The 25,140-nt window shown below is 42.1% G+C and carries 21 protein-coding genes; 10 read left to right on the top strand and 11 right to left on the bottom strand.

Annotation, left to right across the window (positions count from 1 at the left end; genetic code table 11):
- The first annotated feature begins 647 nt into the window (after window positions 1–647).
- Together mepA and IQO02_RS05625 are read left to right on the top strand one after the other, a co-directional pair.
- Complete coding sequence (gene mepA / locus IQO02_RS05630) at window positions 648–1,487, top strand: penicillin-insensitive murein endopeptidase (RefSeq protein WP_010440429.1); 840 nt, start codon at window positions 648–650, stop codon at window positions 1,485–1,487.
- A gap of 274 nt (window positions 1,488–1,761) precedes the next feature.
- Window positions 1,762–2,070, top strand: coding sequence for a hypothetical protein (locus IQO02_RS05625; protein ID WP_010440431.1), 309 nt, complete (start codon window positions 1,762–1,764; stop codon window positions 2,068–2,070).
- 40 nt (window positions 2,071–2,110) lie between these two features.
- Here the strand turns inward: IQO02_RS05625 and IQO02_RS05620 are convergent, their stop codons facing one another.
- From IQO02_RS05620 to rdgC, 3 genes are all read right to left on the bottom strand, one after another.
- On the bottom strand, window positions 2,111–2,365 hold the full coding sequence (locus IQO02_RS05620; protein ID WP_004735061.1) for a YfhL family 4Fe-4S dicluster ferredoxin: 255 nt from the start codon (window positions 2,363–2,365) through the stop codon (window positions 2,111–2,113).
- 34 nt (window positions 2,366–2,399) lie between these two features.
- On the bottom strand, window positions 2,400–3,818 hold the full coding sequence (gene yegQ / locus IQO02_RS05615) for a tRNA 5-hydroxyuridine modification protein YegQ (RefSeq protein WP_010440433.1): 1,419 nt from the start codon (window positions 3,816–3,818) through the stop codon (window positions 2,400–2,402).
- 205 nt (window positions 3,819–4,023) lie between these two features.
- Entirely contained in the window at window positions 4,024–4,938 is a 915-nt protein-coding gene (gene rdgC / locus IQO02_RS05610; protein ID WP_016800982.1) for a recombination-associated protein RdgC, read from the bottom strand.
- A 194-nt stretch (window positions 4,939–5,132) separates the two neighbouring features.
- Between rdgC and phoB the strand changes: the two genes are divergently transcribed.
- The 3 genes from phoB to IQO02_RS05595 are packed head-to-tail and all read left to right on the top strand — an operon-like array spanning window position 5,133 to window position 8,128.
- Complete coding sequence (gene phoB / locus IQO02_RS05605; RefSeq protein ID WP_004735064.1) at window positions 5,133–5,822, top strand: phosphate regulon transcriptional regulator PhoB; 690 nt, start codon at window positions 5,133–5,135, stop codon at window positions 5,820–5,822.
- Window positions 5,823–5,855: 33 nt separating this feature from the next.
- A complete protein-coding gene (gene phoR, locus IQO02_RS05600) occupies window positions 5,856–7,154 on the top strand; it encodes a phosphate regulon sensor histidine kinase PhoR (protein ID WP_010440437.1) in 1,299 nt (432 codons plus the stop codon).
- A gap of 17 nt (window positions 7,155–7,171) precedes the next feature.
- Window positions 7,172–8,128 carry a PstS family phosphate ABC transporter substrate-binding protein gene (locus tag IQO02_RS05595; protein ID WP_010440438.1) on the top strand — a complete coding sequence of 319 codons (957 nt, stop codon included), beginning with the start codon at window positions 7,172–7,174 and terminating at the stop codon, window positions 8,126–8,128.
- A gap of 74 nt (window positions 8,129–8,202) precedes the next feature.
- Here IQO02_RS05595 and IQO02_RS05590 read toward each other — a convergent pair whose 3' ends face one another.
- Window positions 8,203–9,714, bottom strand: a complete 1,512-nt coding sequence (locus IQO02_RS05590) for an exopolyphosphatase (protein WP_016788428.1) — start codon at window positions 9,712–9,714, stop codon at window positions 8,203–8,205.
- Window positions 9,705–11,810 (bottom strand): polyphosphate kinase 1, encoded by a 2,106-nt coding sequence (gene ppk1 / locus IQO02_RS05585; protein ID WP_016796701.1) that lies wholly within the window; start codon window positions 11,808–11,810, stop codon window positions 9,705–9,707. Before ppk1 ends, IQO02_RS05590 begins: the two co-directional genes overlap by 10 nt.
- Window positions 11,811–12,010: 200 nt before the next feature.
- Between ppk1 and IQO02_RS05580 the strand changes: the two genes are divergently transcribed.
- From IQO02_RS05580 to phoU, 4 genes are all read left to right on the top strand, one after another.
- A complete protein-coding gene (locus IQO02_RS05580) occupies window positions 12,011–14,227 on the top strand; it encodes an ABC transporter permease subunit (RefSeq protein WP_102282757.1) in 2,217 nt (738 codons plus the stop codon).
- A gap of 123 nt (window positions 14,228–14,350) precedes the next feature.
- A complete protein-coding gene (gene pstA, locus IQO02_RS05575; RefSeq protein ID WP_016796700.1) occupies window positions 14,351–16,060 on the top strand; it encodes a phosphate ABC transporter permease PstA in 1,710 nt (569 codons plus the stop codon).
- The gene (gene pstB, locus IQO02_RS05570; protein ID WP_016796699.1) at window positions 16,061–16,879 is read left to right on the top strand and encodes a phosphate ABC transporter ATP-binding protein PstB; all 819 of its coding nucleotides are present in this window, start codon (window positions 16,061–16,063) and stop codon (window positions 16,877–16,879) included.
- 75 nt (window positions 16,880–16,954) lie between these two features.
- Complete coding sequence (gene phoU, locus IQO02_RS05565; RefSeq protein ID WP_102279629.1) at window positions 16,955–17,653, top strand: phosphate signaling complex protein PhoU; 699 nt, start codon at window positions 16,955–16,957, stop codon at window positions 17,651–17,653.
- A 9-nt stretch (window positions 17,654–17,662) separates the two neighbouring features.
- Here the strand turns inward: phoU and IQO02_RS05560 are convergent, their stop codons facing one another.
- The 5 genes from IQO02_RS05560 to IQO02_RS05540 all read right to left on the bottom strand — a co-directional run bounded on the left by IQO02_RS05560 (window position 17,663) and on the right by IQO02_RS05540 (window position 21,747).
- Window positions 17,663–18,154, bottom strand: a complete 492-nt coding sequence (locus IQO02_RS05560; RefSeq protein ID WP_102357679.1) for a hypothetical protein — start codon at window positions 18,152–18,154, stop codon at window positions 17,663–17,665.
- Between the two features lie 222 nt (window positions 18,155–18,376).
- Complete coding sequence (locus IQO02_RS05555; RefSeq protein ID WP_010440457.1) at window positions 18,377–18,934, bottom strand: porin family protein; 558 nt, start codon at window positions 18,932–18,934, stop codon at window positions 18,377–18,379.
- A gap of 126 nt (window positions 18,935–19,060) precedes the next feature.
- On the bottom strand, window positions 19,061–19,990 hold the full coding sequence (locus IQO02_RS05550) for a LysR family transcriptional regulator (protein ID WP_016784851.1): 930 nt from the start codon (window positions 19,988–19,990) through the stop codon (window positions 19,061–19,063).
- 99 nt (window positions 19,991–20,089) lie between these two features.
- Entirely contained in the window at window positions 20,090–20,833 is a 744-nt protein-coding gene (locus IQO02_RS05545; protein WP_016789119.1) for a copper homeostasis protein CutC, read from the bottom strand.
- Window positions 20,834–21,138: 305 nt separating this feature from the next.
- Window positions 21,139–21,747, bottom strand: coding sequence for a peroxiredoxin C (locus IQO02_RS05540; protein ID WP_010440476.1), 609 nt, complete (start codon window positions 21,745–21,747; stop codon window positions 21,139–21,141).
- Window positions 21,748–21,956: 209 nt separating this feature from the next.
- On the opposite strand from IQO02_RS05540, the gene IQO02_RS05535 reads away from it, so the two are divergent.
- A complete protein-coding gene (locus tag IQO02_RS05535) occupies window positions 21,957–22,862 on the top strand; it encodes a hydrogen peroxide-inducible genes activator (RefSeq protein WP_016767129.1) in 906 nt (301 codons plus the stop codon).
- Window positions 22,863–22,975: 113 nt separating this feature from the next.
- On the opposite strand, the gene IQO02_RS05530 is transcribed toward IQO02_RS05535, so the two are convergent.
- Window positions 22,976–24,916, bottom strand: coding sequence for a HAMP domain-containing methyl-accepting chemotaxis protein (locus IQO02_RS05530; RefSeq protein ID WP_016796697.1), 1,941 nt, complete (start codon window positions 24,914–24,916; stop codon window positions 22,976–22,978).
- Between the last annotated feature and the right edge of the window lie 224 nt (window positions 24,917–25,140).

Genomic DNA, 25,140 nt, shown 5'->3' with positions numbered 1-25,140 from the left:
ATTGGCAGAGCAGCGGATTCCAAATCCGCGTGTTGGGAGTTCGAATCTCTCCACCCCTGCCATATTTAAGGCTCTAGCAGAAATGCTAGAGCCTTTTTGCTTTCTGAATCTAATATACGCAATTAGTAAAGCAGCGGATTCCCCGACTTACCAAAACAGCGCGTGTTGGGAGTTCGAATCTCCGGGGTGCCGGCTCAGTCCACCCCTGCCATATTTAAGGCTCTAGACTGCGCGTCCCGGCAGAAATGCTAGAGCCTTTTTATTTTCTGAATCAAATATAATACACCATTAGCAGAGCAGCGGATTCCCCGACTTGCTAAAACAGCGCGTGTTGGGAGTTCGAATCTCCGGGGTGCCGGCTCAGTCCACCCCTGCCATATTTAAGGCTCTAGACTGCGCGTCCCGGCAGAAATGCTAGGGCCTTTTTGCTTTCTGGAGCTTGATAAATTATAGAAAGTAACTTGGTCTAAATAGCTCATTACGCTTCAAAATTCATCTATACCGAGATTTTTCTGTTTTCTCTTTTCCTACTTTATAGCTTTAACCCGTCTCATTCACTGGCTAGCACCAAAAATTTAAATACGATATGCACCTAATCCTAAATGACGACTAATATAATGAGTAAGCGTCAGTAATTTAGGATTATTATGAGGTTTTTTTTCGCACTGTTTGTATTCTTTTGTTCCTTTTCTTCATCAGCAACTTCGTGGGAGAAAGAGAGTCACCCTACTAATAACTCACCCTCATCAATTGGAAGTTATGCTAATGGCTGTCTAGATGGTGCGCAGGCTTTGCCTATTAATGGTTTGGGATATCAGATCATTCGTCCTCAAAGAGGGCGCTATTATGGCCATATAGAAGCTATAAGGTTTATTGAAAGGTTAGGTGGAACGACCAGCGAAAAACTCAATACTAATTTATTGGTCGGTGATATTTCACTTCCTAGAGGAGGGCGCTTTTCTTCGGGTCATTCAAGTCACCAAACTGGATTAGATATTGATATCTGGTTAAGGTTGACGAATAAAAGGCTATCTGAGAATGAACTTGCTGTCCCCAAGCCAATGAGTGTCGTGGATCTCACCAACTACAAGTTGCGTGAGTCGAATTGGACTGATGAGCATTTTCAGGTGATTCGCTATGCAGCTAGAGATGAAAAAGTAGTGCGTATATTTGTCCATCCAGTTATTAAACAAATCCTGTGTAACCAAGAGTCCTCAGATATGAAAGACAGAGCTTGGTTGGGGAAAATTAGGCCTTGGTGGGGGCACCATTCACATTTTCATGTACGCTTAAAGTGCCCCGAAGGTAGTTCGAACTGTATCGCGCAAGCAAACCCTCCAAAAGGTGATGGCTGTGGAGATGAACTTGCAAGTTGGGCTCCGAAAAATATTCCAGTCTCCCCCCCGAAAAAAGTCGCTAAGACTACTAAAAAGAAAAAAATAAAAGTGATGCCTAGTCAGTGTTTAGCTTTGATATCCAAGAAGTAATTTTAGTTACTAGGCTCAACTAGAGTGGTAATGCCATTGGTTTTCTCATTTCTAAAACTGGAGAAATGTCACACTTTTGTCTAGAGTTTATAAACACAAGATTAAGAACATCGTTTGATATTAATAAGAACAATAATGAGAATAGTACGAGCAGTTACGAATTTGATAACGTTTGGTCAGGAATGGAGTGTTTTTGGGGTGAAAGATGCGGCTTATGTGCAGTATGCGAAATCAGAGTCTGATGCCCGTCGATAGATAATTCAAGGATAAGACTATGACTATGATTTGTGCAAAGGAATTTTCAGAATGGTTAAGACATAGATTCAGTACAGAAAATTCAGGTATTTCTATTTCAAGAGATGACATTAATCACCTGACTGGTAGACAACGCTTAGACCCGAGTTTTGTTAATGATGTCCATTATGAGTTGATGCAGTATGGAATGGCATTTGTGACAGATACCAGTAGGGAAAATTTCTATCTTATTCCTATCGCGCAATCGATAAACTGGCGAGAGAGACTTGAATATCAATTTGAAAAGGAGCTCTTTTGCAATATTTATCCAATCGGAAAATCAGGTTAAAAAAAAGGTTCAGCTTATAATAAGTTGAACCTTTTCTTTATTAGGTCAAGCCTTGAATAATGACAAACTTTTCTAGCAGCTCGTCATCAGTTTCAATATGGTTTGGGTCAGTGATGATGCATTTTGTAATGGGGCACACTGACTGACATGTTGGCTTCTCATAGTGACCTTTACACTCAGTACATAAATCAGGATCGATCTCAAAGATACTGTCGCCCATAGTGATTGCACCATTTGGGCATTCAGGATCACACATATCACAGTTTATGCACTTGTCGGTAATTAACAGAGCCATATATTATTCTCAGCAAAAGTTTCTCAAGTAAAGGTTATTTACCTGATGCGTTACGTGTATCTTGACCTGCGCTTAAGTTACGCATCAGTAAGCCGTACTCTAAATCCAAATCTGCTGGTACAGGGATAAATACAAAGTGACCGTTACCTTTTGCATCGTCTACTGCTTCAGATTTACGGTTTTCCATAACTTCTAGTTTGAAAACAATGTTACCTTTCGGTGTCATCATTTCTAGGCTGTCACCAACTAGGAATTTGTTTTTCACTTCTACTTCAGCGAGGTCGCCACGGCGTTTACCTGTGAATTCACCAACAAACTGTTGAGTATCAGAGATAGAGTAACCGTATTCGTAGTTTTGGTATGAATCGTGAGTGTGACGACGAAGGAAGCCTTCAGTGTAACCACGGTGAGCTAGGCTCTCTAGTGTACCCATTAAGCTTTCGTCGAATGGTTTGCCTGCTACAGCATCGTCGATAGCTTTACGGTAAACCTGGGCTGTACGTGCACAGTAGTAGAAAGACTTAGTACGGCCTTCGATTTTTAGAGAGTGAACTCCCATCTTAGTTAGGCGCTCAACGTGTTGGATTGCGCGAAGGTCTTTCGAGTTCATGATGTAAGTACCATGCTCATCTTCAAACGCCGCCATTTTCTCTTCAGGTTTGTGTGATTCAGAAAGTAAAACGACTTCATCAGTTGGCTTACCAAGGCCTAGTGTGTTGTCAGGGCGCTCGTCTTGAACTTCAATACCTTGAGTTTCGACTTCTTGAATAGCAACGCCTGTAGGGTTAGCTTCAACGATCTGACCGTTTTCGTCTTCTTTTGCTGCTTCTGTCTTGTATTCCCAACGACAAGCGTTAGTACAAGTACCTTGGTTTGGATCGCGTTTGTTCATGTAGCCAGAAAGTAGGCAACGACCAGAGTAAGCCATGCATAGTGCACCGTGAACAAAGATCTCTAGTTCTGTTTCTGGACAGTGTTCGCGAATCTCTTCGATCTCTTCAAGTGAAAGCTCACGAGATAGGATCACACGCTCAACGCCTTGAGTTGACCAGAACTTAACGGTCGCCCAGTTTACGGCATTTGCTTGTACTGAAAGGTGGATCGGCATTTCAGGGAATGATTCACGTACCATCATGATAAGACCTGGATCTGACATGATAAGAGCGTCTGGGCCCATCTCAACAACTGGCTTAAGGTCGCGAATGAATGTTTTTAATTTAGAGTTGTGTGGCTGAATGTTACATACAACATATAACTTTTTGCCTTGAGCATGAGCTTCATCGATACCGATTTGTAGGTTTTCGTGATTGAACTCATTGTTACGAACACGAAGGCTGTAACGTGGCTGGCCAGCGTAAACTGCATCTGCGCCGTAGGCGAATGCGTAACGCATGTTTTTAAGGCTTCCTGCCGGTGATAATAGTTCAGGTACAAATGGTTTTTGTGTAGTCATTGCTTCGTTCTCTAATCTGATCTCAAGTCAGGTTGATACCACCAAGTGATATCAAAGGGGCGCAAATTTTACGCTAAAATGAGTTTGGTTGATAGCCCTAAAGATAACAATGGTATTGCGAAGAGTGTTGTTAGGTGTTGATAAGCGGGGTGGAGAAGAAAACAAGCTCAGATATCGTCGACACCTGAGCTCTAAATCGAAACAATTAAGCGTTAGGTTGAGTTAACCCGCCTAATGATTCAAATAGGTTTGGAAGGAAAACACTGAACTCACCACAAAGTAGAGAGAAGTCTGCATCAAAACGTGCAGCTTGATCTTCACGAGGAATATCGTCGTTCTCATCTTTTAGTTCATCACTGAATTTCAGGCGCTTGATGCTGCCATCTTCAGCAAGGATGAACTCAATGCGATCTTGCCAGTTGATAAGAAGCTTAGTCACAACTTTGTTGGCTTCAATGTGGTTTTTAATCTCATCCGTTTCTAGTTCTTGTTTCTTAACTCGGACAATACCGCCGTCTTCTTGGATTGATTTTAGTTCAGCTTCATCAAGCATGGTGATTCCTTTAGGCGTATCACCTGATTTCACCCACTCTGTCAGAGTCGTTTCAATCGCTTGCTCTGGAATAGCTGGCACTACTGGTAGGCTACCCATAGTTTTACGTAGTAATGCCAATACGTCTTCAGCTTTTTTGTAGCTGCTAGCATCAACCACAATAAAGCCTTCTTTCGGCATGATCAGCGCGTAAGTGAAGTTACTGCGGCTGAAAGCTCGAGGAAGAAGGTCGATGATAATGTCTTCTTTTAGGCTATCTTTCTCTTTCTTTTTCAGAGGAGTACCAGACTCCGCTTCAAGTGTTTCTACTTTTGTATTTAATGAATCTTTGATCACAGAAGCAGGAAGCATTTTTTCTTCTTTCTTTGCACAGATTAGAATGCGGTTTTCTGATACGTGCGTCATCATATCGCCGTGTCTACCCATCGCATTTACCCAACCAAACTTCTGTTTGTCTTGGCTACCACAAGGGGTAAAACGGAACTCTTCAAGTTGTTTCTCTAGCTGATCTGCATTGAAATCAATATCACGGTTGAAGCGATAGACTAGGCAATTTTTAAACCACATAAATTTTTCTCATACCTTTTTAGAAGTGCCTCATGATATGAGATCTAAGTTGATTTGTCCCTAGCTCTGTATCAAAAGTTATAAAGTGAATTGTTTGAGACAGTTATATGAAAATTTGTTTTCAAAGGTCACAAAAGTGTCATAATTAACTCAGATAATGCAATGCGTTGATTAAATACAAAGGCTATTCAATTATGTCGAGAAGGATTCTGGTCGTTGAAGATGAAGCACCTATTCGTGAGATGCTGTGTTTTGTCCTTGAACAAAAAGGCTACCAAGCAGTAGAGGCTGAAGATTACGATACAGCGGTAAACAAGCTATGTGAACCTTTCCCAGATCTAGTATTACTAGATTGGATGCTACCTGGCGGTAGTGGGATAAACTTTATCAAGCACATGAAGCGTGAAGAGTTAACTCGCAACATCCCAGTAGTGATGCTGACGGCTCGTGGTGAAGAAGAAGACAAGGTTCGTGGATTAGAAGTCGGCGCTGATGATTACATCACTAAGCCATTTTCGCCAAAAGAGTTAGTGGCGCGTCTTAAAGCCGTTATTCGTCGTGTAACGCCAACTGCACTGGAAGATGTGATTGATGTTCAAGGTCTTAAGTTAGACCCTGTATCTCACCGCGTTACCGCAAGCGAAGGTCCGGTTGATATGGGACCTACAGAGTTCAAAATGCTGCACTTCTTTATGACTCACCAAGAGCGTGTGTATAGCCGAGAGCAACTATTGAATAATGTTTGGGGCACCAACGTTTACGTTGAAGATCGTACTGTTGATGTACATATTCGACGCCTGCGTAAAGCACTTGAATCCGCAGGTCACGACAAGCTAATCCAAACGGTTCGCGGCGCGGGCTACCGTTTTTCTACAAAGGCTTAGTGTGGCTTCGCTACCCAGTTTACGGAGTCCTGAATGGTTGAAAAGTTAACCTGGAAAAAGCTGGCTTGGGAGCTGGCTTTTTTTTACGCACCTTGGATTTTAGTCGGATGGATATTCGGTTACTTACCATGGTTACTGCTGGCTGCTACGGTATTGCAGCTCGGCTGGCATCTACACAATCAAATGCGTTTGTCCGCATGGTTGTGGGATGAGAAGCGTCTAACGCCACCATCAGGTTCTGGAAATTGGGAGTCTCTGTTCAATGGTATATATCGTATGCAGCAGAGGCAGCGTCGCAAACGCAAAGAGTTGACTAACCTAATTCGCCGTTTCAGAAACGGTGCGGAATCTCTGCCCGATGCCGTTGTGGTATTTCGCGGTGAAGGCAATATCGTTTGGTGTAATAAGCTCGCTCAGTATTTACTGGGCTTTCGCTGGCCAGACGATTCAGGGCAACCTATTTCCAACTTAATCCGCACGCCGGACTTCATCAAGTACCTTAATAAACAAGATTTCTCAGAGCCGTTAGAAATGCCATCGCCACTCAATGTGGAACGTATGCTTGAGCTGCGTATCGTGCCTTACACTGAAGGTGAGCACTTGATGGTAGTACGTGATGTTACTCAGCTAAAACAGCTGGAAGGCATGCGTCGTAACTTCTTTGCTAACGTTTCCCACGAACTGCGTACTCCAATGACTGTACTTCAGGGCTATCTTGAAATGACGGAAGATCCAGACATGATCGTTGGACCTATGTGGCCTAAAGCCCATGGCGTGATGACTGAACAACTGAATCGCATGAACAGTCTAGTGAACCAGCTCTTAACACTGTCAAAAATTGAAGCTGCTCCGATGCATGAGTTGGATGAAGTCGTCAATGTACCGGCTATGTTGGAAGTGCTTGAAAAAGAAGCCGCAAGTCTAAGTGGCGATCGGGAGCACAAGCTAGAATTTGATATTGATAAGAGTTTACGAGTTCTAGCTGATGAAGATCAGCTAAGAAGTGCTATATCGAATCTTGTGTACAACGCAGTCAAATACACACCGCCAGGCGCTACAGTTAAGGTTCGTTGGTATCAAACTAGCCAAGGCGCATGTTTGGACGTATCAGACACCGGAGACGGAATCGAGCCACAGCACCTTCATCGACTCACAGAGCGTTTTTATCGTGTTGATAAAGCCCGCTCACGCGATACGGGTGGTAGTGGGCTTGGGTTAGCGATTGTAAAGCATGCACTTAGTCATCATGACTCGCATTTAGAAATTCAAAGTGAAGTTGGTGTTGGTAGCCGATTCCATTTCACGCTTCCAAATAGACTAACCGTGTCATGAACAATTTGATACGCAGGATGCGTTTACCCATTAGTACATTATTAGCGTTTGCTGTGGTTAATCCTAGCTATGCTGAACAGAGCGTTGAGTCGCTTCCTAATTATTCTAAGGTACCAGGTATTTCTGGGAGCTTATTATCGGTAGGCTCGGATACTTTGGCTGGTATGACAACGTTATGGGTTGAAGAATTTAAATCTTACTATCCGAATGTTAACGCTCAGGTCCAAGCTTCAGGTTCTGCAACGGCACCTCCTGCTCTAACGGAAGGCACGGCTCACCTTGGTCCTATGAGTCGACCAATGCGCCTAAGAGAAGTAGAAGCATTCGAAAGAGAGCATGGCTATAAGCCAACAGCGCTTCGAGTTGCTATCGATGCTATTGGTTTGTTTGTACACCGTGATAATCCAATTGAAGGGCTAAATTTTCACCAGATAGACGCCATTTTTTCTGAGACATTACGCTGTGGTGCGACGAAACCTCTGAACAATTGGCAAGATCTAGGCGTAGACCAACCTTGGGCAAAACATCGATTCCAACTGTTTGGGCGTAATTCCGTTTCGGGAACCTACGGCTATTTCAAGCAAAACGCATTGTGCGGTGGTGACTTTAAGAATCGAGTCAATGAACAACCAGGTTCTGCTTCAGTGGTTCAATCTGTCGCATCATCCGTCAGTGGGATAGGTTATTCAGGCATTGGTTATCGAGTCGCTGGCGTTAAATTAATTCCGATTGCAGAGCAAGGTTCGCAATTTGTTGAGCCTACTCGTGTCAATATTTTAAGCGGTGACTATCCATTGTCTCGCTTTTTATATGTATACGTGAACAAGCATCCCGATAAGCCGCTTTCTCCTGTTGAGAGAGAGTTTCTTACTTTTATATTCTCAAAGCAGGGGCAAGAGCTTGTAGAAAAAGATGGTTACTTAGCGATACCGTCTGAGTTTGCAGAGAAAGAGTTGGCAAAAGTCGGGCTCTGATTAAGGCGACTGGACGTAGAAAAAACGTATGAACAGCTTGCGAAGTCGCAGGCTGTTTTTGTGTTGAAGCTCTATCATTTAAGTATCAATGACCATCCTGCACACCCCCAGCGTTTTTGTTCTTCTCTGAGTTCATAATTAAGCAGTTGATTTTCAGCTAACCAGTTGCTGCAGGTGCCTTTTAATTCCCAATCTCCATGTAGTTCAATCGTTAGGGTGACGTCAGGGACTAGTGCTTGACTTCGCTGTCGATTGAGTAAAATTGCGAGTCTTAATATGCGGATTAGCAGCGTTATTTGTTGTGGATCAAACAGGGAAAGTTCCGGTAAATCTTGTGGCTTGAGTGCTTTTCTTTGGTAACGAACCAATGTTGAGATCAGGCGTTGCTGCTCGGTATTGAAACCGGGCATTGTCGTATGTTTGAGTAGATAAGCTGAATGGCGGTGATAGCCTTGAAATGCAATGCTTTGTCCAACCTCATGAAGCAATGCTGTCCAACCAACCAGATCATATAGCTCATTAGTGACTGTAGTAGTCACTTGAGGCTGCACTTGTTTCAATAATGCAAGAGCGAGTACTTTGACTTTCTGGCCATGGGCTACGTCAACATGGTATCGAGAGACTAGCGTTTCGGCAGTTCTTGTTCGAACATCAATATCTTTAAATCTATCCTCCATGTCATAAAGAACGCCTTCTCTCAGGGCACCATCAGAAAAATGTAACTCCTTGATGTCTAGTGTATCCATGGCTGCTGAAAGAATGGTGACACCAGCTGCAAACACTGACTTTCTCTCATCATTTAGACCTGATAGGTCTAATTTCTCAGATGATGGAAATTCACATAAGTGGTTTTTTAAATAGGACAAACGTTGCGGCGTAATGAGGCCGTCGTTAAACCCTAATTCAGTGAGTACCTCTTTGATTGATTTAGTAGTACCCGATGAACCAAAGGCGATATCCCAAGTTAAAAAGTGGAAGTCATCAACCAAAGGAGTTAATAGTTGAATAGCTGCAGAATAGGCTTCGGAGAACTGTTGCGATGAGAGCTTACCATCAGCAAAAAAACGCTGAGTGAAACTGACACACCCCATTGATAAGCTATGCGTAATCTTGGGTGTAAAGCCTTGCCCCGCAACTATTTCGGTACTTCCTCCTCCGATATCAATCACGAGCTTAGTGTTGGAGGTTACTTGTGTATGCTCGACACCATTATAGATAATCCGAGCTTCTTCTGGGCCTGAAATTATTTCTATAGGAAAGGGGAATATGGTCTTCGCTCGTTCCAAAAATTCTTTTGAGTTCTTCGCTTTTCTTAGCGTGTGTGTGCCAACCACTCTGACATCATCAATTTTAAAGTCAGTGAGCCTTTCGGCAAAGAGTGTCAGGCATGCCAAGCCTCTTTCGATAGAACTTTCGGTTATACATTGATGCTCATTGAATCCGTCGGCTAATTTGACTTTTTGCTTATGTCGACTAACCAATTGTAGGTGTTGTTCAAAAACTTGAGCGACCACCATATGGAAGCTGTTCGAACCTAAATCGATAGCTGCGATACATCTGGGGCGTTTACTTTCGATTAACTGCATGATTTGTTCTCTTGCTTGTATTTCTTACGAGCCAGTTTCTCAATATGTTTAATATAGTGGTAAGTCGCAAGCTGTGACGTTGAATCATCTAAGCGGTTAGATTGTGGTGCTAAGTAATGGTTGCTCATTGTTCGGTCAAGTCTTCGGGCTTTGTTGCAGTCGTCAAAATGAAACTCAGTGATGTCGATAATAGTTTGCTTGATCTTTGGATCTAAAATTGGCGTCGCCACTTCGATTCTACGGTCAAAATTTCTCGTCATCCAATCAGCAGAAGATATATAGACTTTGGGATTATCATTATTACCAAAGATCATTACTCTTGGGTGTTCAAGAAAACGGTCTATCACGCTAATGATCTCTATATTGTCACTGACGTTGGGGAGCCCTGGAACCAAAGAACACATACCACGAATGATCATTCTCACTTTTACGTTTGCCTGACTGGCTTGATACAGTTTTTCGATGATCTCACGGTCGACTAAGTTGTTTAATTTCAGAGTGATCGATGCTGGTTTGTCATTTGCCGCATTCTGAATTTCATTGTCGATCAACTGATAAAGACGCTTTCTGGTATTTTTGGGTGAAACAATAAGCTGCTTAAATTGTACTTTTTGATAAGGGTTTTCAATGTATCTGAATACTTGCCGAACCTCTTGCGTTAACTCCTCATTTGCAGTCAGTAAAGAGAAGTCAGTATAGACGCGAGCCGTCACTTCGTGAAAATTGCCCGTTCCAATATGAGCATAATGTTCCAGCGCTTTGCCGTTTTTTCTTTTAATGAGCAGTAGCTTGGAGTGAATTTTTAAACTTGGTAGGCCATGGAGTACTTTGACACCAGCGTCTTGAAGAGTCTTCGCCCATTGAATATTGGCTTGTTCATCAAAGCGGGCTTGCAGCTCAACCACGACCGTCACTTTCTTACCATTATGTGCAGCATCAATAATGGAGTTAAGCAGCTTTGAGCCTTTAGCTACACGATAGACATTGATCTTTATAGCCTTTACCTTCGGGTCAAATGAGGCTTGTCTAACCAGTTCCGTGATGTGGTCAAAGGTGTGATAGGGATAATGTAATAAGATATCGCGTGCTTTGATAGCTTCAAAATAGTTAGGGTAATGGTTGAATTGAGCGCATTTAATTGCTGAGAGGGGGCGATTAATTAAGTCGTGTCGATTGAGGCTTGGGAACTCAGAAAAGTGTTTGAAGTTATGATATCGCCCACCTGCAATGACGCTGTCATAATCTGATAGCTTGAGCTTTAGTCGCAAATAACTCAGCATCTTTGATGGCATTTCAGATTCATAAATGAGGCGAATTGGCAGTGCTGTGAGACGCTGTTCTAAGCCTAATGACATTGCCTCTAGTAGGCCGTTGCTTTTCTGAAAATCGTAGTCTTTTTGCAGATCGTAATCGGCATCGCGAGTCATTTTAATGGCAAAGCAGCTCAACGAATCATAATCAAAGAACCCTTTTAGCAGGTCGTCTAAACAGAATCGAACTATATTATCTAATAAGATCAAAGTTGTACGTTGTGAATCTGAAGTCTCTGGAAGTTTGACAAAACGAGGGAGTTGTTCAGATGGGATCTCTAGTAAGGCATATTGAGAAGATCTATTACGGTTGATGTCGATGGCTAAATAGCTCTGATCATCTTTTAGGGTGTTGAGCAACAAGCTATCTTCGTTTAGCAATAAAGGGGTTAAGTGCGGGAGTATTTTCTTTCTAAAATATTTTCTAACCCATTCACTTTGTTCTGTGCTGATTTGCTGTTCGTTGACCAAAAAAATACGGTTACGTGCTAATTCCAATAATAAATCATTATAAAGTTCATGGAAGTGAACCTCTAGATCTCTGGTTTTGTTCTGCATTTGGGTCAGCAAGGTTTTGGGAACATTTGTTGACGGTGGATCTTTTAACAAGATCTTACGTTTTACATCAGCAAATCGGACTTTGTAGAACTCATCGAGATTTTTGGAGTAAATGCCCAAAAAACGGACCCTTTCGATCAATGGAACCGATTTATCTGCCGCTTCTTGCAGTACTCTTTCATTGAAAGATAACCAGCTAAGTTCTTTTGTGACATAGTCTTTTTCCATCGTTATGATTAGTCCTAGAATGCAGGTTATTGAGGCGGTATTTTAATTTAGAACAATAAGATTCACAAAATGCACGATCTTATTTTAAGAAATAAGGTGAACAAACTTGTTATTAGTATCAGTTGTTTAACGTTACTTGTAATATAACTGTCATCTAAGGTACATATTATGTCAGTAGCTAAAAAAAGGTAGATAAACAGATGGCTTCAGCCCAATTTTCATTGAAAGAACGCGACAAAAAAAGATGGTTGAAAGATCGTCTCGTCCGTTTTTCCGTGACATGTGGCGGCGTCAGTGTTTTAGCTGCTTTGGTTTTGATCTTTGTTTACTTGGCGATGGTTATTTTACCCGTATTTTCTGATACCGGTTTAGAGGCGGCTCAAGTCGTTAAAACCGTTGGTGTAGAAGAGCCTATCGCTTTATCTGTTGATGAATATGGCCAACATGCATTTACCATCGAAAAATCTGGTTTGGTACAATTTTGGGATTTAGACTCTCAAAAAAAACACTCTTACTTTGAGCGTAGTGTTGTAACCAATCCAATAGCTTTTTCTCGAAATACCCCTTCTGAAAATTGGTTTGCCTTTGCGGATGGCGCAAGCAACATGACTTTTTTCTACCCAGAGTATAGTGCGCCTGTGCTGCAAAAGGGCACAGAGACAGAGCCAAAAATAGAACAGATCACGCTCCCTGAGCCTTTTTTACACGATGAACCTGCAAATGGTGCTGTGATCGAACAATTCGCGTTTTCTAAAAGTGGACGTGATATCACCGTTATTGCTCAGTTAACAGATCAGCGAGTCCTTGTTAAGTGGTACCAGAGTGATCTTGCAGGTGCATATACTTTTAAAAAAAGCCAATGGCTATCGGACAAGCTAGGTTTACAGCAACAGCTGCTCATTACCCCTGATGGGCAAACTCTATACCTAAGATCTCAATCTGATCTCGTGATATTAAAGCGATCGGACGTTGGTTTTGATGTTCGCGAAGTCATTGATCTTAGTTTGAATGATGCGAAGCACGCCGTTAAAAGCATCGATTTATTATCGGGTGCTTACTCCCTGTTAGTAACGCATCAGGACGGACAAGTTTCCCAATGGTTTGATGTGCTGAAAGATGAACAGCGTAGTCTGACTCACATCCGCGATTTCCAACTGGCTGAAGAAGTGCAATTTATTTTGCCGGATACTTACCGAAAGGGTTTCTACAGCTTCTATAAGAATGGCACATTACAAAGCCATTATACGACCAGCGAGAAGCTCTCTCTATTTGAACGAGCATTTGATAAATCACCTACATTAGCAGCCATGTCTGCTAATGAATTACATCTGGCAACGCTAATTGACAACAAAATAAGCGTGGCTAAGGTCGACAATGAATACCCACAAATTTCGTTTTCATCGCTGTGGCAAAAAGTTTGGTATGAAAGCTATCCAGAGCCTCAATATGTTTGGCAATCAACGTCTGCCAATGATGATTTTGAAGAGAAGTTCAGTTTAGTCCCTATCACTTTCGGTACCATCAAGGCGGCTCTGTTTGCCATGATGTTTGCAGTACCGGTTGCTGTACTCGGGGCTATTTATACCGCTTACTTTATGTCTCCACGGATGAGAAGAGTAGTGAAGCCTTCGATTGAACTGATGGAAGCTTTACCGACAGTTATCATTGGCTTTTTAGCTGGCTTATGGTTTGCCCCAATCGTTGAAACCCATTTAACGGCTGTATTTTCATTAATGGTGTTGCTGCCATTAAGTACGCTATTGACTGGGCTAGCTTGGTTCTGTTTACCTAAGGTGGTGACGAGTCGCTTCTCTAATGGCTGGCATGCGCTGATTTTGATACCCGTTTTGATTGTCACTGTGGTTGCGGTATTTGCTGGTGGCAGCAGCATTGAAGCTTTGTTGTTTGATGGTGATATTCGAACTTTCCTGGCTAGTTATGGCGTCGATTTTGATCAACGTAACGCGTTGGTCGTTGGTTTTGCTATGGGCTTTGCGGTCATTCCTACGATTTTCACCATTGCAGAAGATGCTATTTTCTCAGTACCTAAGCACCTGTCAGATGGATCATTAGCTTTAGGCGCAACAGCGTGGCAGACCCTGATTTACGTCGTATTACTCACGGCCAGCCCCGGTATTTTTTCAGCAATTATGATGGGGCTAGGGCGTGCTGTCGGTGAAACGATGATCGTTTTGATGGCAACAGGTAATACACCGATCCTCGATTGGAATATTTTGGAAGGGATGAGGACGTTATCGGCAACGATCGCTGTCGAATTGCCAGAATCTGAAGTGGGCGGGTCTCATTTCCGCTTGTTGTTCTTAGCTGCACTCCTGCTGTTTATTTTTACGTTCGCGGTGAACTCAGTTGCTGAGTGGGTAAGACAAAGATTGAGAGATAAATATCGTGCTCTGTAGTTTTGATGTTTTGTCTCATTGCGTGCTTGAATCTCGTTGTTTCACTAAGGACACTGAGCGTTGTGCTATTCATGAAAACGATGACAGTTTTGTTTATGTGGACAGCGTTCGAGGTTGGTGGTGATGGATAAGCTAAAATCATTAATATCTTGGATTAAATCTGGCTCTCCATGGATCTGGTTAACCGGCGGTGCAGTGAGTATTAGTATGCTTTCTGTTCTTGGTTTAATGTTATTGATTGGCTGGAAAGGGTTAACTTATTTTTGGCCGACCCCGCTGTACCAATGGCAAGTTGAGTCTAAAGATCTATCTTTGGTTGTCGACCTTGATGAAACGGTGTCAAAGCAAGATGTGCTAATTGGTCAGTTGTATGAACGAAAATACATTCCGATAGAACAGGTACCACAAGCTCATGATCTTTTATCGCCACAAAACATTTCTACTGGGTTAATACAGCGCTTAAATATCAAAGTCGCAAACAGAGAACTTTACCCTGCTGATTTTGTATCAATACTGGATGTGAATTTACTAGAGCCAACCACCCCCTCTGAATGGGCTGTGATTGAACGCAGTCGTGGTGGGTATTTCTTTGGTAAACCCGTTGGCTTTAAAACGGCTTCTGGAACCTTTTACTCGAACATTGACCAAAAGCTTGAAGACGGTTTGGCGTTTGCCGATACATTGCGTGAAGAAACGTCACGTGTTGTAAATCAAGAGATACGTAACGTTAGTTGGCAATTAGAAAATTTACGTTTAGAAAAGCGTAAGCTAGAGCTAAATGAGTCAGTGAGTGATGACTATCTTAAAACATATACAGAAACCAAACTTGAATTAAACCGTCAATTAGATGAAGCCGAATTAAAGCTGGAGCATCTCAGAACGCAATTGAATGTGGAAAGTTTGCTGGTGGAAGATATGACAGGCGAAAAGGTAGAAATACCGCTCAGTCATATACTGGATTACTGGTATCCCAATAAAATGTCTTATCCTGAAAAGGTCGGGCATTGGGGTAAGCAAGTTTGGAAATTCTTATCTGAAAATCCGCGAGACTCCAATTCTGAAGGCGGGGTTTTTCCTGCTATTTTTGGTACTGTGTTGCTTGTAATACTGATGTCGATCGTAGTGATGCCTTTAGGCGTTGTTGCGGCTATTTACCTACATGAGTACGCAAAAAGTAACGCATTGACTCGTTTAATTCGTATTGCCGTGATCAATTTGGCGGGTGTTCCATCGATCGTATATGGTGTTTTTGGTTTAGGCTTTTTTGTTTATACCATTGGCGGATCAATCGATAGCTTATTTTATGCAGAGCGTTTACCTGCTCCAACATTTGGGACTCCTGGACTGCTTTGGTCTGCACTGACTTTAGCGGTATTGACGCTTCCGGTTGTTATTGTGACAACAGAAGAAGGTTTGACGCGAATTCCTAGCTCTGTAAGACATGGCTCTTTAGCGCTTGGTGCAACTCAATTTGAGACGCTATGGCGTATTGTGTTACCGATGGCAAGCCCTGCGATTATTACGGGGTTAATATTAGCGATTGCTAGAGCTGCGGGAGAAGTTGCCCCATTGATGTTAGTAGGGGTTGTTAAACTCGCATCAAGTTTGCCTGTTGATAGTCAGTTCCCTTACATACACTTAGATAGAAAGTTCATGCATTTAGGCTTTCATATCTACGATGTTGGTTTTCAGACTTCGAATATCGAAGCGGCACGACCTTTAGTGTATGCGACTTCATTTTTATTGGTTACGGTTATCGTTGGACTGAATTTAACAGCCATCAATATCCGTAATAACTTGCGTGAAAAATACCGAACCTTAGGACAAGATTAAATGTTCTCGATTAATGAAACCTTGGGTTACCAAGCACCACTTGATGTTCACAACCTAAAGGATGAGCAAATTGCTATCTCGATTGAAGGGCTGAATCTTTATTATAAAGAGAGCCAAGCACTCGATGATATCTCAATGCAGATTCCTAAAGGACAAGTGACCGCATTTATCGGCCCATCTGGGTGTGGTAAGTCGACCCTATTACGCTGTATTAATCGTATGAACGATTTGGTTGAGGGGTGTAAGGTTTCAGGGAAAGTAAAACTTCATGGTAAGAATGTCTATCACCCTAAGGTTGATGTGGCTACATTGAGACGTCGTGTTGGAATGGTTTTTCAACGCCCAAACCCTTTCCCTAAGTCTATTTATGAGAATGTGGTTTACGGTTTGAGACTACAAGGCATGAGTAACAGTCGAGATCTCGATGATGCTGTTGAACGTTCTTTGCGCGCAGCTGCGCTATGGGACGAAGTGAAAGACCGATTGCATGAGAATGCCTTTGGTTTATCTGGCGGTCAACAGCAGCGTTTGGTCATTGCCCGTGCAGTGGCGATTGAACCAGAAGTTCTGTTGTTAGATGAACCGACATCAGCATTGGATCCTATCTCTACGTTGACCATTGAAGAGTTGATTAACGATCTGAAAACCCAGTATACCGTAGTGATTGTTACTCATAACATGCAGCAGGCTGCTCGTGTTAGTGATCACACTGCCTTTATCCATATGGGAAAATTGATCGAGTACTCAGATACGGATTCAATCTTTACGTCTCCATTGAAAAATCAAACAGAAGACTACATAACAGGTAGGTATGGCTAACGTTTAATCGGAGCCGCTCAGAGCTAAGCCACTCTTATATCAATGGCTTGTTTCATTTCTTTTCAAGGAGCTGATATGCATTTCGGTCGTCATATTTCAGGGCAATTCAACGTAGAACTAGAGTCTATCCGTACTCATGTACTTACCATGGGCGGGTTGGTGGAGCAGCAACTTTCGTTTGCGATGCAAGCTCTCCATAAAGATGACGTGGAACTGGCCAAAAAAGTGATTCGTGACGATCACAAAGTGAATGCAATGGAAGTATCTATTGATGAGGCTTGCACTCGTATTATCGCCAAACGTCAGCCTACAGCGAAAGATCTACGTTTGATTATGGCGATCATCAAAACAATTACTGATCTCGAAAGAATTGGTGATGTTGCTTCTAAGATCGCTCAAGGCGCGATAGAGATCCCTTCTACGAAAGAGCAAAAGTTTCACGTCTCGTTAGAGCCATTGTGTCGTCAGGCAATTACTATGTTGCATCAAGTATTAGATGCTTTTGCTCGTATGGATGTCGATGCGGCGGCAGAAGTACATAAACTTGACGATAAGCTGGATGCGGAATATGAAGCTGTGATTCGTCAGTTGATGACGTACATGATGGAGGATCCTAAGAACATCCCCAATATTCTACAAGTGATGTGGTCAGCCCGTGCGATTGAGCGAGTGGGAGATCGTTGTCAAAATATCTGTGAATACATTATTTATTTTGTGAAGGGTAAAGATGTACGCCACCTTGGTGAGCAAAGCTTAGATGACGCACTGAAGTAGGTATTAACTTTAGAATCGAATAATTGCACCAAGGTTAAGGTTGATTGTTGTGTCGTAAGGCACGAAGGTCTTATTGTGATCAAAAATATTCATATCAACACCAGCTCGTAGCCCAAGCACTGGCGTTGCTTGGTAAACGTAGGCTCCACCAAGACTTAACCCATGTGCTGTCTTCTCTTCAACTTCGCCATTGCGCGTTTTTGTTCCGTCATAACTCGCTACACCAATCTCCGCCTGAAAGCCGTGGTTCTGGTTTCTTCCAAACATGTTCTGGATACCAACGCGATAAGCATCAACCGTTTCATCATATCGATCGCTGTCATACCATAGGTGAGAATAGCTCAGGTAAATGGCGCCTAGATTTGCAACGTCAGTAATACCTGCTTGCATTCCAAAACCATGATAAGAACCAATCTTTAGTTCTGGGGATAAATGAAGACCATTTGAAAATGCAGAGGTTGAGAATAAAGCAGAAGCTAAAAGAAGTGTTTTAAATTTCATGGTACCACCGAAGTAATTGTTTGCTCTCCTTAGCATTATGTCGCTCCATGTGTAAAACCAGTGAAGCAATTGAATAACACTCATATTGTAATATTTTAGAAAGAGTAGGCTAATTCGTATTGGTTATATCGGTGATAATGCCTACTTATTGGTACGCATGATTACTTTGCTCACAACCCAAACAGATTGTGAACAAAGTGTTTAATTGATGGAAAGCTATTCTTAGAACTTGTATCCGACAGTGAAAGATAACTGATCGATGTCATAGTCATCCATCATGATGAAGTTGAAGCGTAGGTCGGTATAAAGACCGAAATCAAAATTTGCTCTAACTCCGGTGCCTAGCAATAGAGAAGTATTGTTGTCTTTGATACTTGCACTACCGTCAGGCGTATTTAACGTGATCTTTTCCTCTACACGAGCAAAACCAATAGCACCGTATGGCTTTACATCAAAGCCATTGAGGAAGAATGCATAGCCGATGTCTGTGTCTATTTTGAAGGTTGAAACTTTAGTCTCATATCCATAGCCTTCAAAATTTTCATCTTCTTTACTCGTATCTGATGAGATATTCACACCAAAGATTCGGTTAATGTCATAACCATATTCGAGCTTTAACCCATTACCTAAATCGCTTCGAGAGAAATTTGAATCTAGATGATCGACTTCACTAGACACAATACCGAAACCAATACGATGTCCAGAATAGTCTTTCTGAGCATAAGCTGATGAAGCAGAAGTGATTGCGATAACGGTTAGTGCTGTAGTTAGTAATTTCATATAAATAACGCTCTTAATGTTTAATTATTGCATCCTTATATTTGATTGACTCCCTGTCGATGGAGTGAATATTAAACAGTGTTATATTTTTAAGCTAAATAGGTTCTCGTATATCTGTAATAAGCATTACTTATTAATTTGTTGTAGTAGCGCATCTTTGATTACATCGAAAAGCCAGGATATGAGAGGGTTATTACGGTTTTTAGTGTGTATATGGCTGTAAACGCTGACATTTTTGTGTTTAGTGTCAAGATCTACATCTATAGCTCGCAGCGTTGGGTAGTTATCTATGGGGAATAGGTTGGAATGTGGCATGTACATATCTGAGTTCGCCACGACATCGATGATAGCCATCAAAATCTCGGAACGAAAGCCAATACTGTGTGGAATTGAACGTGACTCTAATATGTTGGCTGCATGGCTAAAATTGTCGTTCCAGCCAGGAGATATCATTGATGCTATTTCATAACCTGCTAACTCTTCGGGACTGACTGAAGCTTGCTTTATCGGATGATCCTTTCTTACAAATAATCGGCCGGTAATTTCCACCAGTTTTTTTACATAAATCTCTTTTGATGTAAAAGGAAGCTCGTAAGCAACGCCTAATAGAACCTCTCCTTTCTGTATATCTTCACAAGATGAGGTAGACCAACTTACAAGCTCGAGTTTTGAATTTGGTGCTTGTCTCATAAGCTCTTTATATAAGGTACCGGATAAACAAGCTAGTACTACAGGTGATAACGCTATCTTTAAGGGGTAGTCAATTTCACTTGGATTAAATCGATTGGATGCATTCACAGCGGTCATTAGGCCATCAAAGTGTGGTGTTATTTCATTGATGAGTTGCTCACTGAATGAGGTAGGTTGCAGGCCACCATGAACCTTTACGAAGAGGTCATCATTGAAGTGATATCTTAGCTTCTGTAGGGCTTGGCTGACTGCTGGCTGTGAAACAAAGAGTCGCTCCGCAGCCTTTCTGGTGTTTTTTTCTTGATAAACAATGAGGAATGTTCGTAACAGGTTTAAATCAAGAGTACTGAATAAGTCTTTAGCCATATCTATCCATGAAAATTTTCGGCACTATTAAATCTAATATACGTCAGTTAGTTAGATTAGTCGCGAGGTTCTCTTAGATTTGTGTTAGTGATTATTGCCCTAAACAATGAGGGCTTCTCTTACATCGGATATCTTATTAGCGTCGGTCACTGGGATCTGATAATCATCAATATCATCACTGCCCATTTGAGCACTTGAGTTGTTTTCCATTAGGCTTGGTCTTGTTGATTTTCCTGAAAGGTGAAGAGCTGGCACTTGGGTATTGCTTTGAATAATCTTAGCATTTGTTGCGTTGACGCCAGCCCCAGCCATGATATCGATTCTGCTATCGGCTTGTTTGACCATTGCTGCCAATACATCGATGCCTTGCTCTGCATTAACAGCAAGCCCTGACGTTAGGATTCTTTCGCATCCAAGTGTAATGATTTGTTCTAATGCTACTTGGTAGTCAGAACTTTGATCAATGGCTCTGTGGAACGTAATTCCAAGCTTTAATGAGTGCGCTTTGTCAGCCAGTTGCTGCATTTTTGGCATATCAATACTTCCATTAGGCTCTAACACGCCAAGTACGACCCCATTTACCCCGGCACTTGCACAAGCTTCAATATCTTCAAGCATACAGAGCATGTCGTCATCATCGAAAATGAAGTCGCCTTGTCTTGGCCGTATCATGGCATATACTGGAACTGACGAAACTTTTGCTGCTTGCTTCATCATTCCGAAGCTTGGAGTTAACCCGCCAAGTGACAAGGAAGAGCAAAGCTCAATTCGATTCGCACCGCCAGATAGTGCGTTATGTAGAGATTCTAAGTTATCGATACAGACTTCAATTTCGGTGTTCATCAGATTTATTCGTTCAAAAAGTTATTGATGAAATAATAGCAATCTAGATGTGATTCTGAATAGATGTTTGAAGAGGGAAATAGGGGTAAAGTTTTGCTTTGCAGTTACCCCTATTCATTGTGAGAAAGGGAATGGATTAAAGCGTGTAAAAACAAAAAGCCCGAAGCGTTAACTTCGGGCTTTTAATAGGACTTTACTTCTTAACTGATTGGCGGTGCGCTTTGCGCTATTAGCTTATGCTTTATTTCTCTTTATAGAGAGTCTTCCAACCATTAACCCGCGTTGAGTTCGGGCTTAAGAGGTAATTACTTGCTTAGGTCGCCAGCGTGCTCAGATAGGAATGCTGCAACACCTTTTGGAGATGCGTCCATACCTGATTTACCTTCTTCCCATTGTGCAGGACAAACTTCACCGTTCTTCTCGTGGAAGTTTAGTGCGTCTACCATACGTAGCATTTCGTCGATGTTACGACCTAGTGGAAGATCGTTCACTACTTGATGACGTACAAGACCGTCTGCGTCGATTAGGAAAGAACCACGGAAAGCAACGCCTGCTTCTGGGTGCTCAACATCGTATGCTTTGCAGATTTCGTGCTTAACGTCAGCAACTAGAGGGTATTTAACTTGACCGATACCGCCATCAGCGATAGCAGTGTTACGCCATGCGTTGTGAGAGAATTGTGAATCGATAGAAACACCGATTACTTCAACGCCTTTAGCTTGGAAATCTTCAAGACGGTTGTCGAAAGCGATTAGCTCTGAAGGACAAACGAAAGTGAAGTCTAGTGGGTAGAAGAAAACTACCGCTTTCTTACCTTTAGTGAATTCTGCGAAGTTGAAGTTATCAACGATCTCGCCGTTACCTAGAACAGCTGCTGCAGTAAAGTCAGGGGCTTGACGACCTACTAGTACCATTTGGAATCTCCTAAAAAATTAGTTGGCCCAACACATCTTTGTTTGAGCTCCGTTTCTACGGGACAAACTATAGTACAATCGGTACTATAGAAAAAAGCGAATTAAATAGATTAAGTTAATCGAAAAAAGCGATAAGCTTATTCTTTGCTCAGTCCTTAGGTCTGCTGACCTTTGTCCAACTTATCCTACTCATATTACAAAGTAATTTCATGAATAAATGGCCAAGTCTTAAGCAACTTTATTATCTCGTTACTCTTCACGAAACACGCCACTTCAGCGATGCTGCTGATCGCTGTTTCGTCAGTCAATCCACGCTAAGTAAAGGTATTCAAAACCTCGAAGAGCTGATTGGTTGCCCTTTGTATGAGAAAAAAGATAAAAAGAGTCCATTAGTATTTACACAAGCGGGTGAGCTGGTGGTTAAGCATGGTCGAGAGCTACTGGCGAAAGGGCAAGACCTTGTTGAGCTCGGAAACTTATGCAATGGGGATGCAATGCAAGGGCAGCTACGAGTAGGGTGTATTCCTACCATCGCGCCGTTCTTGTTGTGCGATTTAGTACAAGAAGTTAACCAACGCTTTCCACAGTTAAATTTGCTGTTACGTGAAGACACAACAACTAACTTATTAGCAGCGCTGCGTCATGGTGAGTTGGATGTTTTGATTTTGGCTTTGCCTGTCGATATCGACAACATGGAGAGCCAAGTTGTTGGGCAAGACCCATTCAGAATGGTGATCAGTCGCAATCAAGCAGATGGCATTCGTGTTCCGATTAAATACGATGACTTACCAGATGAGTCTGTATTTTTGTTGGAGAATGAGCACTGCTTAACCGAGCACGCGGTATCAGCCTGTAAGCTAACCGACAAAGAGAAGATAAACCCGTTCACCGCCACAAGCCTACATACATTGGTACAAATGGTGGCCAATGGTTTAGGAACTACCTTTATTCCACAAATGGCTATCGACCATGGCTTACTGGAAAATCAAAACCTAGTGGTTATTGATCCTCCTGGTCAGCAAGCGTACCGAGATATCGGCCTTGTATGGCGCCCGAGCTCTTCGCGTCTCGAGACATTCCACCAATTAGCTGATGTGGTTTCTGAGTTGTTGTAATAACTAGAACATCAAATAGATAAAATAAAAAGAGCGGCCATTTTAGCCGCTCTTTTTATTTATTTTAGAAGAAAAACGCCACAAACTGTGGCGTTGGAAATTTATTTACAGCGTTAGATTTTGAAAAAACTCAGTAAGTCTTTTTGTTTCACTGCTAATGAAGATAACTCCTCACTCGCTTGTTTGCTTTGTTCGATTCCTGAAACATTTTGGTGAACGATATCAAAGGTCAAAGAAACATTTTGTGAAATATCCTGTGTGACTCCTGATTGCTCTTCAGATGCTGTTGCTACTTGTGTATTCATATCTGAAATCAGGCCAACAGACTCCGTTATTGATGCGAATGCCGTTCTAAGCTGTTCGCTGTAATGACGCGACTCGACGGCTAACGATAGGTTAGATTGCATGAACTGGTTGGCATCTTTTGCCTGTGCTTGAAGTCGAGAGATTATCTCTTGAATATCGACAGTTGATTGTTGTGTTTTAGCGGCCAGAGAACGAACTTCATCAGCAACGACAGCAAAACCACGCCCTTGCTCACCAGCTCGTGCTGCTTCAATTGCCGCATTTAACGCAAGCAAATTCGTCTGTTCGGAAATCGAGTTGATCACTTCAATAACAGTCCCGATCTCTACCGAGTACTCTTGCAGTTGATTGACGATGTTTGATGTTTCTTCGATTGAGTCTTCAACCTTGCGAGATATATCATCGGATGCATCGAGTGAAACTCCCCCCTCTTTGACATTGGAAGTTGCACCCGTTGCCGCGTTCTCAGCACTAGCAGCGTTGTGGCTGACTTCATTCGCAGTACTAGAGAGCTCATTGATGGCAGTTGCTATTTGTTCCATTTGACTCAGCTCTTGTTGAGCGTTCCCCTCGGTTTGGCTCATTACGGCTGTTAACTCGACTGAAGCTGCTGAAACGTTGTCTGAAATTTGGTGGAATCCATCGATGATGCGACGCAGTTCTTGGCGCATTTCTAAAATGTTGGCGTATATACCCGTTTCTTTACCTGTTACTGGAATCTGTTTTGAAAGATCGCCTGAAGCAACTTCTTCGACAATCGATTGAATCTCGCTAGGCTCCCCTCCTACAACTTTCCATACGCTTCGGTAAATGGAGATTGCAATGCCAAGGGCGATAGCGATAACAATGATTGAAAGTGCACCTAAGATAAATTGAGCATTTGAAAATCGTTCAACCATGCTTGGTCCTACAGAGTCTTGTTTTGACTTTGTGGATAGTTTGATTTCTTCAATTGTTTTTGCTGCGTTGCTACCAGCAACATCAAGGGTGCCAGAAACGATGCGGTTTCGTTCATTTATCGTGTCAACGACTTCTGAAAATGTCAGACGGTAGGCTTTAAAAGCGGTATTAAAATCAGTTAAGTATCGAATTTGCTCGTTCGACATTAGTTGAGATTCTATTGTTTCCACAAGCAACGCTGCTGATGCAAATTCTTTTTCTGCTCGCTGAGCATCTTCTGTGTTGTTACTGGTCAGAAATTTAGAAGCATATAATCTTGATAGCAATACGTGTTGTTGAAGTTGTCCTGAACTGACTGCAACCTCTAAATCCTCTTCAGCAGATGCTTGAGTCATCAAGTTAGTCACTGCTTGTCGCATTTTTAAACCTGATGGGTCTAAGCTCTCTTTTACTAAGCTATTTCTAGTATTGACCAGTTGAACAACTTGGCTAAACCCTTGGCTATACTGTTTAAGCTGCTTCTCTATCGCTAAGAACTCATTTTTATGGAGGTCGTCAAGATGAGCCTCTAACACTTCATCGATCAATTGAATTGATGTAGTGATGCGCTTGTCCAGTTCTGAAGCATGCGATGCAACAGGGTCCTTTATATATTTTAATGCAGATAAACGAGCTTCCAATATGTTGGCTTGGATTCGCCCTGTGGATACGCTTGTTAATGCGAGGGAACGATAGATGTTAAATCCATCACTCGATTGATAAAAGCGCAATGAAGCAACGACTGAAATAACCAAAATTAGCGCAAGAATTACGCCAAAACCCAAGGACAGCAATTTCTTTAAACTCATACGTATCATTCCCAGAAAGGCAGTTTGTTTTTATTGTTAACAAATTTTTACATTATCCAAACGATAGATATATCAATAAATCCAATTAGAGCCTTACATTCTCATATATAAGAACAATAAGTGAGTTCGGTTTATTGAGAGGCTTGAACTTTGGAACTGGTCTCTAAGAAGAAATGAGGGATACAGTGAGTTTCACAGTGAATATGTGATTGTTGGACATGTAA

This window comes from Vibrio sp. OPT24 (assembly GCF_015163545.1).
Classification (GTDB): Bacteria; Pseudomonadota; Gammaproteobacteria; order Enterobacterales; family Vibrionaceae; genus Vibrio; species Vibrio cyclitrophicus.
This window is presented reverse-complemented; position numbering and strand designations above follow the sequence as displayed.